General features: G+C 67.6%; 18 protein-coding genes. 7 read left to right on the top strand and 11 right to left on the bottom strand.

Translation table 11 applies throughout. The features are described 5' to 3' along the window. Nucleotides 1-2: 2 nt before the first annotated feature. Nucleotides 3-1,955: a TonB-dependent siderophore receptor gene (locus N4G42_RS00405; RefSeq protein ID WP_260665737.1), complete on the bottom strand. Its 1,953-nt coding sequence runs from the start codon at nt 1,953-1,955 to the stop codon at nt 3-5. Nucleotides 1,956-2,360: 405 nt separating this feature from the next. On the opposite strand from N4G42_RS00405, the gene N4G42_RS00400 reads away from it, so the two are divergent. The 5 genes from N4G42_RS00400 to N4G42_RS00380 all read left to right on the top strand — a co-directional run bounded on the left by N4G42_RS00400 (nt 2,361) and on the right by N4G42_RS00380 (nt 5,738). Further along, complete coding sequence (locus tag N4G42_RS00400; protein ID WP_260665736.1) at nt 2,361-2,777, top strand: YciI family protein; 417 nt, start codon at nt 2,361-2,363, stop codon at nt 2,775-2,777. 26 nt (nt 2,778-2,803) lie between these two features. Further along, nucleotides 2,804-3,340, top strand: coding sequence for an SRPBCC family protein (locus tag N4G42_RS00395; protein ID WP_260665735.1), 537 nt, complete (start codon nt 2,804-2,806; stop codon nt 3,338-3,340). A gap of 75 nt (nt 3,341-3,415) precedes the next feature. After that, on the top strand, nt 3,416-3,823 hold the full coding sequence (locus tag N4G42_RS00390; RefSeq protein ID WP_099731659.1) for a VOC family protein: 408 nt from the start codon (nt 3,416-3,418) through the stop codon (nt 3,821-3,823). Between the two features lie 46 nt (nt 3,824-3,869). Beyond that, nucleotides 3,870-5,162, top strand: coding sequence for an RNA polymerase sigma factor (locus N4G42_RS00385; protein WP_260665734.1), 1,293 nt, complete (start codon nt 3,870-3,872; stop codon nt 5,160-5,162). Between the two features lie 48 nt (nt 5,163-5,210). Next, a complete protein-coding gene (locus tag N4G42_RS00380) occupies nt 5,211-5,738 on the top strand; it encodes a GFA family protein (RefSeq protein ID WP_056742542.1) in 528 nt (175 codons plus the stop codon). A gap of 22 nt (nt 5,739-5,760) precedes the next feature. Here N4G42_RS00380 and N4G42_RS00375 read toward each other — a convergent pair whose 3' ends face one another. The 4 genes from N4G42_RS00375 to N4G42_RS00360 all read right to left on the bottom strand — a co-directional run bounded on the left by N4G42_RS00375 (nt 5,761) and on the right by N4G42_RS00360 (nt 8,071). Then, nucleotides 5,761-6,258 (bottom strand): ribonuclease HI family protein, encoded by a 498-nt coding sequence (locus tag N4G42_RS00375; protein ID WP_082564842.1) that lies wholly within the window; start codon nt 6,256-6,258, stop codon nt 5,761-5,763. Beyond that, nucleotides 6,255-6,518 carry a DUF3297 family protein gene (locus N4G42_RS00370; protein ID WP_056742544.1) on the bottom strand — a complete coding sequence of 88 codons (264 nt, stop codon included), beginning with the start codon at nt 6,516-6,518 and terminating at the stop codon, nt 6,255-6,257. The genes N4G42_RS00375 and N4G42_RS00370 overlap by 4 nt, the downstream gene beginning before the upstream one ends. Nucleotides 6,519-6,596: 78 nt before the next feature. Beyond that, nucleotides 6,597-7,178, bottom strand: coding sequence for an NnrU family protein (locus N4G42_RS00365; RefSeq protein ID WP_056742546.1), 582 nt, complete (start codon nt 7,176-7,178; stop codon nt 6,597-6,599). A gap of 281 nt (nt 7,179-7,459) precedes the next feature. Next, a complete protein-coding gene (locus tag N4G42_RS00360; RefSeq protein ID WP_056742547.1) occupies nt 7,460-8,071 on the bottom strand; it encodes a PolC-type DNA polymerase III in 612 nt (203 codons plus the stop codon). A 157-nt stretch (nt 8,072-8,228) separates the two neighbouring features. On the opposite strand from N4G42_RS00360, the gene N4G42_RS00355 reads away from it, so the two are divergent. Beyond that, nucleotides 8,229-9,638, top strand: coding sequence for a serine hydrolase domain-containing protein (locus N4G42_RS00355; RefSeq protein WP_260665730.1), 1,410 nt, complete (start codon nt 8,229-8,231; stop codon nt 9,636-9,638). 17 nt (nt 9,639-9,655) lie between these two features. Here the strand turns inward: N4G42_RS00355 and N4G42_RS00350 are convergent, their stop codons facing one another. From N4G42_RS00350 to dinG, 5 genes are all read right to left on the bottom strand, one after another. After that, entirely contained in the window at nt 9,656-10,924 is a 1,269-nt protein-coding gene (locus tag N4G42_RS00350; RefSeq protein WP_260665729.1) for an alpha/beta hydrolase family esterase, read from the bottom strand. A 70-nt stretch (nt 10,925-10,994) separates the two neighbouring features. Continuing rightward, on the bottom strand, nt 10,995-11,420 hold the full coding sequence (locus N4G42_RS00345) for a hypothetical protein (RefSeq protein WP_056057652.1): 426 nt from the start codon (nt 11,418-11,420) through the stop codon (nt 10,995-10,997). A 297-nt stretch (nt 11,421-11,717) separates the two neighbouring features. After that, nucleotides 11,718-12,221: a pyridoxamine 5'-phosphate oxidase family protein gene (locus tag N4G42_RS00340; RefSeq protein WP_260665728.1), complete on the bottom strand. Its 504-nt coding sequence runs from the start codon at nt 12,219-12,221 to the stop codon at nt 11,718-11,720. Nucleotides 12,222-12,369: 148 nt separating this feature from the next. After that, nucleotides 12,370-12,726, bottom strand: coding sequence for a zinc ribbon domain-containing protein YjdM (locus N4G42_RS00335; protein ID WP_260665727.1), 357 nt, complete (start codon nt 12,724-12,726; stop codon nt 12,370-12,372). Between the two features lie 62 nt (nt 12,727-12,788). Further along, nucleotides 12,789-14,951, bottom strand: a complete 2,163-nt coding sequence (gene dinG, locus N4G42_RS00330) for an ATP-dependent DNA helicase DinG (RefSeq protein WP_260665726.1) — start codon at nt 14,949-14,951, stop codon at nt 12,789-12,791. Between the two features lie 163 nt (nt 14,952-15,114). Between dinG and N4G42_RS00325 the strand changes: the two genes are divergently transcribed. Beyond that, complete coding sequence (locus N4G42_RS00325; protein WP_260665725.1) at nt 15,115-15,414, top strand: hypothetical protein; 300 nt, start codon at nt 15,115-15,117, stop codon at nt 15,412-15,414. Between the two features lie 101 nt (nt 15,415-15,515). Here the strand turns inward: N4G42_RS00325 and N4G42_RS00320 are convergent, their stop codons facing one another. Then, nucleotides 15,516-17,396, bottom strand: coding sequence for a B12-binding domain-containing radical SAM protein (locus N4G42_RS00320; protein WP_260665892.1), 1,881 nt, complete (start codon nt 17,394-17,396; stop codon nt 15,516-15,518). Between the last annotated feature and the right edge of the window lie 62 nt (nt 17,397-17,458).

Here is a 17,458-nt window from a genome sequence, read left to right as displayed (position 1 = left end):
GCTCAGAACACGTACGTCAGCTTGATGCGGTAGGTACGCCCGTCCTGCCGGATCGCATCTTCCCGCACCTCGAACGAAGCGGGGTCTGCGTAGCGGCGGTTGAACAGGTTGTACACCCCCAGCGATACATCCACATCCGCAATGCGCGTGGAATAGGTCAGATGGGTCAGCACATGCCCGGGCAGGCGGGCGTTGAGCACGGTGTTGCGCGGGCCGATGCCGATGGCCTCGATGGCGTAGCGGCCCGGGTTCCAGCCCCAGTTCGCAGGCGTGTGCAATACGTCGGACCACTGGAGCTTGAGCAGGTGCCGGGGCGAGTTGGTCAGCGCTCCATCCGTTGACGGGTCCCGCGCCTTTTGCCACCCGTAGGCCACGCGCAGGCGCCGCCCGCCCGCCCAGCGTTGTTCGGCCTCGGCCTCCAGGCCATGCACCTTGACGGTGCGGGTGTTGTTGAAGGTGAGCCGGTCCGAGTGGCCCAGGCTGTCCAGCGAGATCAGGTCGCTCACCCCCGACCGGAATGCCGTCAGCAGCAGGCGCGTGGCCCCGGTCGGGGCATGCTCCACGGCCAGTTCGGTGGTGCGCACACGCTCGGACCGGATGCTGGTGGTGTCCACCACGCCGCCAGGCAGGTTCACGCGGTAGTCGCGCTCGTAGGCATTGGCCGGACGGTAGGCCGTGCCATGCAGCAGCTTGACAGCGGTGGCAGCGTCCCACCAGTACACCAGCCCCAGGCGGGGGTGCAAGGCGCCCGCGCTGCCCGACTGCTGCCCCCATCGCAAGCCGGTGTGCAGCGTGAGGTCGGGGCGCAGTGCAAACTCATCCTGCACATAGACGCCCAGCACATTGCCGTTGCGGCGTGTGTCAAGGTACTGCGCGGGCGGGTCCAAGTCGTCATTGCGCTGAGCGATGCGGGTGTCGCGCCGGTAGTCCAGCCCCCACGACAGCTTGTGCCGCGCCAAGGCCGTGCTCACCCATTGCCATTCGGTGCCCCACCACTGGCCGGTGCCGACGTCGCGGTTCACCGTCACGGGCGGGTAGTCGTACACGTAGTCGCCCACGTACTGGTAGCGCCCTGCGTGCAGGCGTGCAGTGAAGGCCAGCGTCGGCTGCCATTGCGCGGTGTATTCGGCGGCCACGCGCGTGCTGGTGTCGATGTACCGCGAGCGCGGGTCGTTGAAAACCTGCGAGAACGCTGCAGTCGGGATGCCCTTGGTGCGCTCGCCGTGGGACAGGGTCAGCGTCAGCCCATCGCGTCGCATGCGGGCGAACAGCTGGGTGCTGCGGTCATAGTCCAGGCCGTGCGCCACGCCCTGGTGGCTGGCGGGCGCATCGAACGCGGGGTAGTACTGGTCGGCTCCGCGTGCGGTGGAGCGCGTGGCCGCGATCAGCCAGTCGCCTCCCTGCGCATCGAAGGCGCCTACCGAAAACCGCAGCTTGGCGTAGCCATGGCTGCCGGCCTCGGTGCTCACCTGGGGCCCGCCCAGTTGGCGACCGTCGCGGGTGATGACATTGACCACGCCAAAAAACGCATTGGCCCCATACACCGCCGACCCGGGGCCAGGCACAAATTCCACCCGTTCCACCAGGTCCAGGTCGATGGGAAAGTCCGTGCCGATGCTCGCCTGGTCGTAGAGGTTGTCGTTGAAGCGCACGCCGTTGACAAGCAGCAGCACCCGCGTGTTGTAGTCGCCCGGCGTGGCAAAACCCCGTGTGCCCAGATAGTGGTAGCTGCGGTCGTAGGACACGTACAGCCCGCGCATGCTGGCCAGCACATCGGCCAGCGTGCGGTAGCCAAACAGCTGGATGTCATCGGCGGTCACCACGCTCACGGCCGCCGGGGCCTCCAGGGCCGTCTGTGCATACCGGCTGGCCGTGGTGACCTGCATCTGCATGAGCTGCTCCAGCGGCAGGTCGGCCATGGCGGCGATGTCGGACTGCGCGTGGGCTGCCGCCATGCCAGCGCACAGCCCCAATACCACCCATGGGCGGTGTGGCCGCTGTCGATAGGTCGATCCTCGTTTCATGGCAAAGGCACGGCGTGTGGCTGGCGGTTGTCCCCCCGTGGGGACCTCGCTGGCGGGCGGGAGGATGCGGGGCGAAGTCCCGGGACCGATGAATCAATCTTTACAAATTGTATCGACCAGGGGTTGCAAAACCCAGTGCGGGCGCTCAGTAGTCTCCCTATGGCGGCCCCTCACCCGCCCCGCGCGCTAACCGGCCAGGATAGGTGTTAACCCTCGTTTCACCCGGGCTGGCACATCCGGATGTCGATTTCGGGCGCTCCCATTCGTCGTCACTGTGAAGCACCTGGCAAGGACCGTCGGCGCTTCCGCATTTTTTACTACCCTGAGGAGAACCCCATGCGCTTCATGATCGTCATCCAGGCCACCGCCGAATCCGAGCAGGGCTGCCAGCCGACCGCAGCCCTGATGACTGCGATGGCCCGCTACCACGAAGAACTCGCGCGGGCCGGCGTGCTGCTGGACGCCAGTGGCCTGCAGCCCTCCTCCAAAGGCTGGCGCGTGGGCTACGGCGCCAGTGGCACTCGCACCGTCACCGACGGCCCGTTCACCGAGACCAAGGAGCTGATCGCAGGCTACACACTCATCCAGGTGCGCAGCCGCGACGAGGCGCTGGAATGGACCCGCCGCTTTCCCAATCCACGCGGCGAGGGCCTGAATGCCGAGATCGAAGTGCGCCAGCTCTATGAGATGGAGGACTTTGCCGGGGTGGATGGCGTCGAACAGTTCCGCGACCTCGAAGCCCTGCGCGGCTGATGCCCTGCGTGAAGGACAACATCCCCATGATCAAGACCATCGCCCTCGTGCTGCTGGCGGCCCTGGCGCTGCTGCTGGCGTTTGCCGCCACCCGCCCCGACACCTTCCGCGTGGAGCGCAGCCGCGTGATTGCGGCACCGCCCCAGCGGGTGTACGGGCTCATCCACGACCTGCGCCAGTTCAACACCTGGAACCCGTATGAACGCAAAGACCCGGCCATCCAGGGCCAGTACAGCGCCGCCACCAGCGGCCCCGGCGCTCGCTACGCCTGGCAGAGCGACAAGGTGGGCGTGGGCAGCATGGAGATCGTCGAGGCCACCGCGCCCCGCCGCGTGGGCATGAAGCTCGACTTTGTGAAGCCCTTTGAAGCCCACAACCAGGTGGAATTCACCCTGCAGCCCGAAGGCGCAGAGGCCACCCGCGTCACCTGGGCCATGCAGGGCCCCGTGCCCTACCTGGCCAAGATCGCCCACCTGGTGTTCAACATGGACCGCATGGTGGGGCAGGACTTCGAGGATGGCCTGGCCAACCTGCAGTCCGTGGCGCAAAAGCCCGCAACGTGAATGCCGTCCGCCGCCCCTCGGCCTTTGCCAAACCCTCCGTTTCCCATTACCGTCCTCACCCTTCAGGAGTCCGTCATGCATCAACAGATTTTTGTGAACCTGCCCATCGAGAACATGGCCCGCTCGCAGGCGTTTTTCCGCGCGCTGGGCTACGAGTTCAACCCCCAGTTCACCAACGACCAAGGCGCCTGCCTGGTGGTGGGCGAGAACCTCTTCGTGATGCTGCTGGTCAAGAGCTTCTATCAAACCTTCACCGACAAAACGATTGCCGACGCACGCACCACGTCGGAGGTGCTGGTGTGCTTCTCGTGCAGCAGTCGCGAAGAGGTCGATGCGCTGGTGGACAGGGCCGTGGCTGCAGGCGGCACCACACCGCGCCCGGCGCAAGACCTGGGCTTCATGTACTCGCGCAGCTTTGACGACTTGGACGGCCACACCTGGGAGTTTGTGCACATGGTGGATGCCAGCAAGGCGCTGGGCTGAGAACCTGTGAATGAATGCGCCGGATTCATTCACACCTTTTGATCGCGTGAAACCTTCTGCCCTGCCCGACCGCGATGCCCTGCACCGCAGCATCGACTCGGTGTGGCGCATCGAGGCCGCGCGCATCATTGCCAGCGTGGCGCGCATGACGCGCGACGTGGGCCGGGCCGAGGAGCTGGCGCAGGACGCCCTGGTGGCCGCGCTGGAGCATTGGCCCCAAGACGGCCTGCCCGCCAACCCGGCCGCGTGGCTCATGACGACCGCCAAGCGCCGCGCCATCGACCACCTGCGCCAGCAGGCGCTGCACCAGCGCGAGCACGAGGCCCTAGGCCATGACCTCGAAGCGCTCGAGGCGCAGTACGCGCCCGATGTGGTGGACACCCTGATGCACGCCGAGCAGGACGACATTGGCGACGACCTGCTGCGCCTGATCTTCACCGCCTGCCACCCCGTGCTGCCCACCGAGGCGCGGGTGGCGCTCACGCTGCGGCTGCTGGGCGGCCTCACCACGGCCGAGATCGCGCGCGCCTTCCTGGTGCCCGAGCCCACCGTGGCCCAGCGCATCGTGCGTGCCAAGCGCAGCCTCACGGCCGCGCAGGTGCCGTTTGAAGTGCCCGGCGCGGCCGAGCGCGCGTCGCGCCTGGCCTCGGTGCTGGAGGTGATCTACCTCATCTTCAACGAAGGTTATGCCGCCACAGCGGGCGACGACTGGATGCGCCCCGCGCTGTGTGGCGAGGCCCAACGCCTGGTGCGGGTGCTGGCCAGCCTGGCGCCCGACGAGCCCGAGGTGCAAGGCCTGGTAGCCCTGCTCGAAATCCAGGCCTCGCGCCTGCCCGCACGCACTGATGCACAAGGCCAGCCCGTGCTGCTCATGGACCAGGACCGCGCGCGCTGGGACCACCTCCTGGTGCGCCGGGGCCTGGCCGCCCTGGACAAGGCCGAGCAGCTCGCGCGCACCGGCAAACCCTGGGGGCCGTATGCATTGCAGGGCGCCATCGCGGCCTGCCACGCACGCGCCCGGCAGGCGCAAGACACGGACTGGCCCCACATCGTGGCGCTGTACGACGCATTGCTGCAGGTGGCGCCCTCGCCCGTCGTAGCGCTCAACCGCGCTGTGGCCGTGGGCATGGCCGAAGGGCCCGCAGCCGCGCTGGCGCTGGTCGATGCCCTGGCCGACGACCCCCTGCTGCGCCACTACCACTGGCTGCCCAGCGTGCGCGGCGATCTGCTGGCCAAGCTGGGCCGGGGGGCTGAAGCGCGGGCCGAGTTCGAGCGCGCGGCCAGCCTCACCCGCAACGCGCAGGAAAAGGCGCTGCTGCTGGCCCGCGCCTGCGGCTGAAGGCCGGTGTTGTGCCCACCCTCACCCCGCTGCAAGGACACCACCCTCATGCCCCACCCTGCCCCTGAATACCCGCTGGAAGGCGGCTGCACCTGCCGCCATGTGCGCTACCGCCTGTTGGCTCCCCCACTGTTTGTGCACTGCTGCCACTGCCGCTGGTGCCAGCGCGAAAGCGGCGCGGCCTTTGCGCTGAACGCGATGATCGAGGCCGACCGCGTGGAGCTGCTCGCAGGCACCCCGTCGATGGTGCACACCCCGTCAGAAAGTGGCCTGGGCCAGCAGATCGCGCGTTGCCCGCGCTGCCAGGTGGCAGTCTGGAGCCACTACGCAGGCGCGGGGCCCGTCATGGCGTTTGTGCGCGTGGGCACGCTGGATGCGCCCGATCACCTGCCGCCCGACATCCATATCTTCACGGCCTCCAAACAGCCCTGGGTGGTGCTGCCGCCGGGGATACCCGCCGTGGCGGAATATTACGAACGCGAAGGGTTGTGGCCTGCGCAAAGCATCGCCCGTCGCCAGGCGGTGCTGCCGCGCATCCAGGCCTACCGTGCGGCTGCAGGGCTCGACCCGGCCTGACGGCGTGTGCCGGGCGGGGGGCTCAGCGCCGGCGGCGCTTTTTGATGGTCTGGCCTTGCGGCGTGGCGGCCTTGGGTGCCAGCCCCAGGGCGGCGCGGGCCAGCGTATCGGCCGCGCCATTGCGGTGGCGGGGAATCCACTGGACCTGGGCTTGTGGGAACTGCCGCAGTGCCTGGCGTGCTTCTTCAAACAGCGTTGCCAGCCGCGCGATCGGTGCCGTGGGATGGCCGCCAAGCTGCTGCACCAGCACGCTGTTGTCGCTGAACACGTGCACTTGGGTTGATGTGGCAATGCCCTGCTGCGCGAGCCACTGCAGCGCCAACATCAGCGCGCGCAACTCGGCCTCGTTGTTGCAGCCGGTAAAGGTGGTGGCTTCGGAGATCTGGTGCCGCACGGTCCCGTCGGGGCCGGTCAGCACGGCCCCCAGGCCCATGCGCCCCGGGTTGGGCCAGGCACTGCCGTCGCAGTGGATCACCCAGGCACCAGGGGCGAGCGGCGCGGCCGCCCGTGCAGCGGTCACTTGTAAAAAGCTTCGACCGTGCCCTTGATCTTGATGAGCAGCGGCTGGCCCTTGCGGTCCACCGTCTTGCCGGCGGGCACCTTCACCCAGCCTTCGCTGATGCAGTATTCCTCCACATCAAAACGCTCCTTGCCGTTCAGGCGGATGCCGATGTCGTGCTCGAACACGGCGGCCACATGGTGCGGGCTGCGGGGGTTGACCGACAGGTGGTCGGGCAGGGGCGGCTGGGCGGGGGTGTTGGGGGTGGTGGCTTCGGTCATAGAGGTCTCAGCGAGAAAGGAGAAAACGCAAAGCGCGGATTCTCCGGCATTTGGGGTGCTGGCCTTCCCAGCGTTCGATCATCGCCCCAGCGGCGCCACCCCGATCAGCCACGCATGGCCCCAGAACGCAAAGCCCGCCCAGGCCACTGCACCCACCACCACAGCCGCCGCCGTGCCTGCAGCGCTGCCTGCCGCGTACACGGTGCCCTGCGCCCGGTCGCGCTGGCGCGCGGCGCGAAAGCTCAGAACCGCCCACAGCAAGAAGCTGCCAAACAGCAGCACGTCGGCCAGGTTGCCGTTGGACAGCAAATGCGCCAGCGCCCACACCTTCACGCCCAGCACCATGGGGTGGTGCAGCCGGGCCTTGAGGGCATTGCGCGGCACATAGGTGGCGGCCAGCAGCACAAAGGCGATCAGCGTCAGCAGGGCTGCGGCGTGCCGCATGCCGATGGGCGGCACCCACAGCACCACCGGCTGCTGCCGCGCCAGGCCGTAGCCCCAGACGATGAATGCCAGGCCCACGGCCGACACCAGCGAATACAGCCCTTTCCACGGCATCTCGCCCAGGCGCGCCCGCGTCTGCGTGCGCCAGCCATCGGCCACGATGCGCACCGAGTGCACGCCCAGAAACAACACCAGTCCCAGTACCAGATACCCCATGGCCAAGCCTTTCATGTCGTCGTGAACAGGTTGTGAGGACGAAGGCGGGGCCGCGCCATCGGTGGCACAGCCCCATCGCGCAGGTCCTGGTCGATTATCGGCAGAGGAGGCCCTGCACTTGCCGCGCCAGTGCTTGAGCGGCCCCCACGGCCGCACGCCCTGAAGAGCGGTCGCCAGCTCTGATTTCAAGTCAAAAGTGCCGCAAGCGCTAGTGAATCATGCCCTGATAGCTATTAATTTGATAGTAAACATACTGCTGTATCGCCAGCAGGAAGGTGGGGTCAGATCCCCGCATGCTGCGCCAGCAACGCCCCTACCTTGGGCTTGGCGCAGCGCTGCAGCGTTTGCAGCAAGGCGTAGCTGGGCTCGGCCACCCGCCAGCGGGTGCGCAGGTCGTGCTGCATGCGGGCCAGCAGCGCAGCGGCCATCTCGGCATCGGCCAGCGCCCGGTGGGCCTGGCCCGTGCGCGGCAGGCCGTGGTGGTCCACCAGCGTGCCCAGCTTGTGGCTGGGCGCCTCGGGGTACAGGCGCCGCGACAGCAACACCGTGCACGCAAACGGCTGCGGTGCAGGCAGCCCGGCCAGCGCCAGCTCGGCCTGCCAGAACTTGCTGTCGAACGATGCGTTGTGCGCCACCATGGGCGCATCGCCCACAAAACGCGCGGCGTCCTGCATCACCTGCGCCGCGTCGGGCGCGGCGTTCACCATCGCGTTGGTGATGCCGGTGAGCTGGGTGATGAAGGACGGAATCCACACCCCGGTTTTCATCAGGCTCTGGAACCGGTCCACCACCTGGCCGCCTTCCAGCAGCACGATGGCCACCTCGGTCGCGCGCGCGCCCTGGCCGGGCGAGACGCCGGTGGTTTCAAAGTCGATGACGGCGATGGGGGGCATGGGCTTGCGTGCGAAAAGGAAGGATTGTGCCGCCGCACCTGCGCGCCATCCTGCCCGCCATCCTGTGCGCCCTTGGGGCCTGTGTGTCCACGTGTCATCCAGGCGTGTGGCCTACACTGCCCCACCCCGTTTCTGGATGCATGGAGCCGAGCAACCCATGAAGAACCACACCACCCAACCCGCCTGGCTCCATGCCGCCCTGGACTACCTGCCGCCGTGGCTGGACCTGCAACTGGAGCGCTACCGCCAGCCCGGGTGTTCCGTGGCCATTGCACGCGGCGGCGAGACCGTGGCCGAGCTGGCCCTGGGCGTGGCCGACATGCGCACCCACCTACCCCTCACGCCCCGGCACCGCCTGCGCATCGCGTCGCACTCCAAGAGCTTTACGGCAGCGGGCGTCATGCTGCTGCGCGAGCAGGGAAAGGTCGGGCTCGACGACCCCATCGGCCGCTATGTCAATGGCCTGCACAAGGACTTGGCCCGGGCGCGCATTGGCGAGCTGCTCTCGCACAGCGCGGGCGTGACGCGCGACGGGCCCGATGCCGGCCAGTTCCTCGACCGGCGGCCGTATCTCTCCCGCGCAGAGCTGCTGGCGGATCTGCGCCACAAGCCGCCGCTGGAGACGGGGGTGCAGCTCAAGTACTCGAACCACGGTTACGGCCTGCTGGGGCTGATGATGGAGCAGGTCACCGGCACGGAGTACGCCAGCTGGATGGTGCGCCACGTGATCGATGCTGCGGGCCTGCAGGAAACCGTGCCCGACATGCCGCGCCTGGCCCGGGGCGCCCCGATGGCCGTGGGCCACAGCAGCGAGTTTCCGTTCGGCCAGCGCCTCATCGTGCCGGGCGACAACCGGTGCGACGCCATGGCCCCGGCGGCCGGGTTTGTGTCCACCGCGTCGGATGTGGCCCGCTTCTTTTCGCAGCTGGCGCCAGACAGCCAGCGCAGCATCCTGTCGCCCGCCAGCCGCCGCGAGATGGCGCAGCGCCGCTGGCGCGACCCCTGCAACCTGTTCGAGTCCCACTACGGCCTGGGCACCATGCTCAGCGCGCCGGGCCCGCGCGAATGGATGGGCCACACCGGCAGCCTGCAAGGGTTCCTGTCACGCACCGCGCGTTACCCCGCGCTCGACTTGACGGTGACGGTGCTCACCAACGCGCAGGACGGCCTGTCCACCGAGTGGGTGGAAGGCATTGCCAGCATCCTGTTCGCGTTCCAGCAGCATGGTGCGCCGGGCAAAAAGGAAGCCGCCTGGGCGGGGCGCTGGTGGAGCCTGTGGGGCGCCAGCGACCTGGTGCCCATGGGCAAGGTGGTGTGCCAGGTGGTGCCCGCCATGTTCGTGCCCTTCAACGCCGCCACCACGGAGCTGGCCATCACCGGGCGCGACACCGGCGTGGTCCAGAAAGCCTCGGCCTACGCCAGCCCCGGCCAGCCGGTGCGCCGCGTGCGCGATGCCAGCGGCACTGCCACCGAGCTGTGGGTGGGCGGCACCCAGCTATTGCCCAAGGACGCCATGGTGGCCGAGGCCACCCGTCGCTATCGCAAGGCGCGCCGTACTCCGCGCTGATCCCGGCGGCCCGGGCCTCAGCCCTTGGGGTGCGCTAAAAAGAACCGCAGCATCTCCGCCGTGGCATCGACCCCGGCAGGGTCGGTATGGCTACCGCCCGCGTGCCCACCGGCCCACGCGTGCCCTGCGCCGTGCAGCACCCAGTGTTCTGCCACCACCGTGCCAGTCAGTGCGCTGGCCGACAGGGCGCCACCCGCCGCGGTGTACACCTTGCGGGTGTAGCTCTGGCCACCACGGGACTGGCCCTGGTGCACGGTCTCCACCGTCGTCTGGCCGTAACCTGGGGCCGTGGCCAGTGTTGACAGCGTTGCCTCGATGAGCTGCTCACCGTTGTGTGCATGTACGGTGGTGTCGGCGTCGCCGTGGAACACGATCACCGGTGGGAGTGGCAGGGCTGGGGCGTCAGCGGCATGGTGGGTCGCCGCACCGGGTTTGGCCCCGTTCTTCATCGCCGACAGTGCGCCCATCACGTTGTGCGCGGCACCCGCCTGCAGGCCGGAGTGCACGCCCACGGCCGCAAACAGGTCGGGGTATTCGCGGCCCAGCAGTGCGGCCATGGCGCCGCCGGCCGACAGGCCCGCCACGTAGACGCGTTGCGCATCCACCGGGTGGCGCGCCATCACATCCCGCAGCATGGCCACGATCAGCGCGGGCTCGCCGCCGCCCCGGTGCTGGTCGCCAGGGCGAAACCAGTTCCAGCAGCCGTTGGGGTTGGCGCTGTGGGGTTGCTCGGGGTACAGCACCAGGGCGTTGGCGGGCGCGGCTGCGTCGTTCATGCCCGTGCCGGTCGCAAAGTCCACCGGGTTCTGCGTGCAGCCGTGCAGCATCAGCACCAGGGGCATGGGGGTGCCTGCCGTGGCGCCCGGGGGCACGTACAGGTGGTAGTGGTGCGGGTTGTGCCGAGCGCCCGGGTGGGTGAAGGCCACGCGGGTGAAGCTGCCGGCGGGCTCCGCCAGCGGGTGGTGGCTGGCGGCGGGGCGTGGTGTGGTCGTGGGCTGTGCCTCTGCGGGCGGAGCGTGGGTGCTGCGGTCGATGACCACGGCGTCTTCCACCTCTTGCGCGGTGTGGGCACTGCGCCAGCGGGGGGCGTTCCCTGCCGTGGGTTCGGGCTCGGTCGCGTGCAGCGGGGGCGCGCTCGTGCTGGCGGGTGCGGGAGGGGGGCCATGGCGCGCCACGGCCTCGCCCAGGGTTTGCTGGATGGCCCGCGTGGCGTCGGCCAGCTGGCCGCTGCGCACCAGCTGGGTGGCTTCGCCCATCAGGCGCTTGAGGTTCAGGTTCCAGTCCATGGGGACTCCTTGGTGGTGGATGCGGGCACGGGCGGGCACTGGCGACGCGCTGCGGTCTGTGTACGGGGATTCAATGCATGCGCCCGGCCAGCGCGGCCTTGACGGCTGCACTGGCGTGGAACGCGCCCAAGACCGTCACCGAGGCGATCGTGGCCTGCGCCAGTGCGGGCGGCACGTCGTCGTCGATGCTGGCCAGGCCCAGCACACGGATCTCCAGCGCCTGGCCTGCCGCCAACACGGCCTCCAGCTCGGCCCGGCCAAAACGCTGCAGTCCCAGCACAAGCATCTTGCGGGCCACCACCTGGCGCACCGCGTCGTTCTGGGCGGTCAGCTGGTTGCGGATGGCGGTGCGGATGAAGTCGGTGCGGTTGGCGTAAAAGCCCTCGGACACCAGCAGGTCAATGTGGCCCAGGTCCACAAAACCGAGGTTGATGGTGACCTTCTCGGACTCGGGCACCTTGCTGCGTGCGGGGGCGGTGGGAACCAGGTTGCTCATCAAGCACACTCCAAAAAACATCCAGACAGATGGTGTATGGATGGAATATGGATGGTGGTTGGCTGCTTTGCAAGAGCTGCCCACAAAAAATGGGGCCTACGGGCCCCAGGAGGTACTGCATGCGTTCACTACTAAAATGGTAGCAAACAAGCCATGTTTCAGTGGCGCTAGCGCCCGGTTTTGCCTGAAATTTGCCCCGGGGACCCACAGGATGGCGGTGCAGATGCTGCACCGCCCTGGGGAAAGGCGCTCAACACACACCCTGCAGGCCGATCCCGAGGGATCGTCCACAGGCGCTCAGAACAGCGTGAGTTCCTTGTGTTCACCCAGGCTGCGCGGCGGCTCGCCAGTGAAGGCCGCCTTGGCCATCTGGAACAGCTGCACCATCTTGCTCTCGTCCACGTTCCAGTATTCGGCGTGGCGAACGCGCACCACCAGCAGTGCCAGGTCCGGGTCGGTCGCTCCGCCGGGGAACCACGCCTTGGCCAGGGGCGACCACAGGGCCTCCTTGAGCGCGCGGTCGTCCACAAAACGCGCCTGGCCTGACACGGACACATAGCGGTCCTCGCCTGGGTCGGCGTACGACACATTCACCTCACCATCGGTCAAAAGGCGTTCGTACAGCTCGCCCGACTGGGAGATGAAGAAGTACAGCTCGGCCTGTTCATCGAGCTGCCGGTTTTGTGTGGTGAGCGGGTGCGCGTGCAGCATGCCTGTGGACGTGCGGTGCGTGAGCATGCCAAAACGGACGTCCTTGATGAGCTTCCACAAGGTGTCGTGGGCGGGGGAGTTGGGGTGCATGGGGCCTCCAGCAGGTGGTAGGGAATCAATCGAAGAGTGCGGGCACTGCAATCGATTGACTCTAGGCACCATGGGGCGGCCAGGGCGTCGGCGGGGAACGCCGATGCCTGTGGGCGGTTGTCTGACACAGGGGCGCCGCCCTCCTCCATCAGGCCTTCTTCAAGAACTCCGACTTCAGCAGCATGCTGCCCAGGTCCGTCTTGCAGTCCACGTTGTGGCCATCGGCACCATCGACCAGGCGGATGCTCTTGATCTTGGTGCCCTTCTTGAGCGTGGACGACGAACCCTTGACCTTGAGGTCTTTCACCAGGATCACCGCGTCGCCGTCGGCCAGCGGGTTGCCGTTGGCATCCCGGACGATGCCGTCGCCTGCATCGGCGTCGGCGTCCGCTGCATCGGCCACCTGCGGCCATTCAAAGGCGCAGTAGGGGCACACATAGTTGCTGCCATCCGGGTAGGTGTTCTCCTGGCCGCACTGGGGGCAGGCGGGAACGGTGTGGGGCATGGTGGGGTCCTCTCTGTCGTTGTTGTAGTGGTTGTGAAATGGGTGCGCAAAGTGTCGCCGCTTCACAGCGGCGCGCGTTGCTCCAGCGCAAACGGCGGCAGCCCTTTGAGCAGCCGCTGGCCGTAGCTGGTGCGCGTCAGGCGCTTGTCGTAGCAGTACACATGCGCCATGTCTTCTTCGGTGCGGATCGCGCGGCCCACCCATTGCGCCAGGCGGATGGCGGTGGCGGGCACCACCAGCTCGCTGAACGGGTCGCGCCCCACGGCGCGCAGCCACTCGGCGCGGGCCTCGCCCACGGGGTCATCGGGCGGGGCAAAGGGCAGCTTGGTGATGAAGACCGACTCGCACAGGCGCCCGGGCAGGTCCAGCCCCTCGCCAAACGACTGCATGCCGAAGATGACCGAGGGCTCGCCGTTCTCCACCCGCTCGCGGTGGCGGCGCAGCAGCTGTGTGCGCGGCAGCGCGTTCTGCACCAGCACCACGCTGCGCATGGCGGTGGGCAATGCATCCACGGCCTGGCGCATCTGCTCGCGCGAGGTGAACAGCACCAGCGCGCCGTATTCCACGCGGGCGATGTCGTGCAGCAGCGCATCGACCATCTCGGTGGTGAACTGCGCGGCGTTCTTGGGGTCGGCGCGGGTTTCGGCGGCAATCAGCGTGCCCTGCGCGGCGTAGTTGAAGGGGCTGGGCACCTCCAGCGTGGTGGTGGCTTCATCGCCATGCAAGCCCGCCTCGCGCAGAAAGAAGTCAAAGTGCCCGCAGCTGGTGAGCGTGGCCGAGGTCAGCACCGCACCGCGCACCGCGCTCCACAGGTGGTTGCGCAGTGTGGTGCCGGGCAGGATGGGGCTGCCGTGCGCCTTGACCACGATGAAGTCGCCATCCACCTCCAGCGTGAACCATTTCGCGGCGGGCACCGCGCCTTCGGGCGCATCCTGCAGCAGCAGTTGCGCGGTGGCGTGCAGCTCTTCCAGGCGGGGGGCCAGCATGCCGATCTGCGCATACAGCGTGGACAGGCGCTTGGCTTCGTCGGGCTTGTCGCGCATCTCGGCGCGCAGGGCTTTGCTGATGGCGCGCAGGGCGTCGAGGAAGCCCTCAGCGCTGGCGGCCAGCAGGCCCAGCGGGGCAATCAATTGCTCTGGCAATTCGCCGCGTGGCACGCGCACGCGCGCCGGGCCCCAGGCGCTGGGCTGGCTCTTGAGCTGGGCGCCGTACACATCCATCACGATGCGCGCCAGGTCCTGCAGCGTCTGCCGCAGCTGGGCCGAATGTTTGGGGATGTCGGCAATCTCCTCAACTTCCAGCAGCGCGCCAATGCGCAGGCCCCGGCTGGACAGCCGCTCGACCCAGGTGATGCGCGACAGGTCCATGCTGCAAGCAAACTGGTCGAGCGCCGTGGCGGGCAGGTGGTGGGCTTCGTCCAGCACCAGGAGGCAGTTGTCCAGCTCGGGCAACACGCGCGCGCCCAGCGATGAAAGCAGCAAATCGTGGTTGGCCACGATCACCTGCGCACCCACCAGCTCTTTGCGCTTGTCGTAGTAGGTGCACTGGCTGAAAGCCGGGCAGTGTTTGCCGGTGCACGATGCGCCCTCGGCTGCCACGGGGCTCCACACCTCGGGCTCGGGCGGCGTGTCCAGGCTGTCGCGGTCACCATCCCAGGCGCCTTTCGACAAGGTTTGCGCCATCGTCGAATAGAACTGGATGCGCGCCTCGGTTTCGTGCCGGGGGCGCTTGGCGCGGGCGGCCGCTTCCTCCTCGGCAAACAGGTCGTCTTCGCCCTCTTCCTCCGCCTCGCCCGTGCCCGCCAGGCGGTCGAGCTTGAGCTTGCACACATAGCGCCCGCGCCCCTTGGCCAGCGCAAACTTGAAGGGCTGGGGCAGCAGTGCGGCCAGCGCGGGCAGGTCCTTGTTGACCAGCTGTTCTTGCAACGCCACCGTGGCGGTGGAGATCAGCACCCGCGTGCCGCGCGACAGCGCCAGCGCAATGGCGGGTGCGCAGTACGCCAGCGACTTGCCCACACCCGTGCCCGCCTGGATGACGGCAATGGAGCGCTTGGGCGCCGCCTCGCCACTTTCTTCATCCACCTTGCCCAGAGTGGCGCTGCTGAACGTGCGTGCTACCTGCTGCGCCATCAGCCGCTGGCCAGCGCGGCTGCGAAAACCCTCGGTGGCCGACACCACCGCATCGAAAGATTCAAGGGCCTGTGCGGCCCACACCTGTTGAGACATACAGTAGTGTCGCATGGCTTGGGGGGCCCGCCACGCCAAGGGCGTGTGTGCGCCGTCTCCATCGCCCGTCGGTTAGATGGCCTCTGGGCCTACACGGCGACGAGGGGGGCGTTTTTACGATCCACAGGACGGGACCCGTTGCGGTCCCCATCCAGGAGACCCCATGCCCCGCAACACCAACCCCGACGAACCCACCCCCGCCCCCACCGGCCCAGAACCTTCCGTCGACACCACCAAACGCCAGGCCCCCGGCCCCGACACGCAGGGACCGCTGAAGGCGGGGCAGTCTGCCGCGAAGGAAGAAAAGCCCAAGCTGCCCCACGAGCGTGACGAGTCGGTGGACATGACCCATGGCAAGCCCGACGCGCAAATCGAGCAGGCCTACCGTGATGTGCAGCGTGGGTTGCAAGACACCGATCGGGGGCCACCGGCCGACAAGGCTTACCAGAAGCAAAAGCGTTGATCGCCTTGTGAACGCTTCGTTATTGATAGCTATCAGCGCTTATACAGAAAGCGCTAACGGCCATTTTTCTTTGAAGACTGTAGCTGTATCGCCTGTTACATTCACCCCCGCTCGCGCAGCGCCCGCTCGATCCGGTCGCGCCGCACCGTCGTCTTGGGCACCTTGAACGGGAACCACGTGCGTACGTCTTCTTCCAGACCGATGCCGTGCATGTAGTTGTAGATGGCCTTCTTGAGCGCGCCACCCAGCGCGTCGTGGTCGACGCCCGTGGGGTCGATGAAGGCCACGTCGTTCTTGGCGAAGTCGCCCGGGGGCAGGGGCGCCAGGGTCACACCGTACTCCTCGGGGTTCTGGCCGACGGGCGAGTGCACGGTGCAGGCAAAGCGGTGAAAGAACCCGCTCTGGATGCAGCCGTTGGCGAACAACTGGCGCACGTATTCGAGCGCATCCACCGTGTCCTGCACGGTCTGGGTCGGAAAGCCGTACATCAGGTAAGCATGCACCAGGATGCCCGCGTCGGTGAAGGCCCGGGTCACGCGCGCCACCTGGTCCACCGACACGCCTTTTTTCATCAGCGTGAGCAGCCGGTCTGACGCGACTTCGAGCCCGCCCGAGATCGCAATGCAGCCGCTGTCGGCCAGCAGCGCGGCCAGGTCGGGCGTGAAGGTTTTTTCAAACCGCACATTGCCCCACCAGCTGATGCCTGCGTTGCGCGCGATCAGCTCGGTAGCCAGCGCCTTGAGTGCCTTGGGCGGCGCGGCTTCGTCCACAAAGTGAAAGCCGGTCTGTCCCGTCTCGCGCACGATCTGCTCAATGCGGTCGGCCAGCACGGCGGCGCTGGCGCCCTCGTAGCGGCTGATGTAGTCCAGGCTCACGTCGCAGAAGCTGCACTTTTTCCAGTAACAGCCATGCGCCACGGTGAGCTTGTTCCAGCGCCCGTCGCTCCACAGGCGGTGCATAGGGTTGAGCATGTCCAGCAGCGACAGATAACGGTCCAGCGGCAGGCCGTCCCAGGTGGGGGTGCCCACCTCGGCGAAGGCGATGTCGGCTTCCATCATGTTGATGTACTGCACCGCGCCATCGCCGCCTTCTCCATCATTGCGCACAAAGGTGCGCACCAAGCGCTGGCGGCCGCGTTCACCGCGCAGGTGTTCCAGCAACGCCAGCAATGGGCGCTCGCCCGCGTCCAGCGTCACGTAGTCAAAGAAGTCAAACACGCGCGGGTCGGCCAGTTCGCGCAGTTCGGTGTTCACAAAGCCGCCGCCCAGCACGGTGGCGATGTGCGGGTGGCGCGCCTTGATGGCCTGGGCGATGCGGAACGCCGCGTAAACAGACCCCGGGAACGGCACGGACAGCAGCACCACGGTGGGCTGGTGCTTGGCAATCGCCTCGTGCGTGAGCTGCTCCAACATTTCATCGACCAACGTGGGCGGCGCAGCCAATGCGTTGGCCAGCGGGTCGAACGTGGGTTGGCTGCCCGCCAGCGATTCGGCATAGCGCACAAACTCAAAGCGCTCGTCCACCGCGTCGCGCAGCACGTCGGCCAGGTCGTTCAGGTACAGCGTGGCCAGGTGCTTGGCTTTGTCGGTAAGGCCCAAAGCGCCAAAGGCCCAGCCCAGCGGGTCGCCGCCTTCGTCGTCCACATAGACGTCCAGTGTGGCAAAGCGCGGGCCCTCGGGCAGGTAGTTCCGTCCCACGATGCGGTGCGCCAGCGTGCTGTCGCGGCCTTGCAAGAAGGCAATGGCCGGGCCTATGGTGGCGAGATAGCGGTCCTTTTGCGCCGCAAAACTTTGCACGGCGGGGCTCTGCTTTTTGGCGGGCAGTGCGTCCACCTCGGCGGCCACGGCCTTCAGACCTTCGGGCGACAGCAAGCGCAGCACCAGCGCCAAGGCCAGGTCTTCCTGGAATGCCGCGACCCCGCGCGAACGCAGAAAGCCCGTGAGGTAGGCGGTGGAGGGGTAAGGCGTGTTCAGCTGCGTCATCGGGGGGATGACGGAGAGTACGCGCTGGGCAGTGGAGGCGGGGGCGACGGCAGACATGGTGG

It is taken from the genome of Acidovorax sp. K2F (assembly GCF_025246485.1).
Lineage (GTDB): Bacteria > Pseudomonadota > Gammaproteobacteria > Burkholderiales > Burkholderiaceae_C > Acidovorax > Acidovorax delafieldii.
Note: the sequence above shows the minus strand (reverse complement) of the source record. Positions and strands in the feature narration are given on the sequence as shown.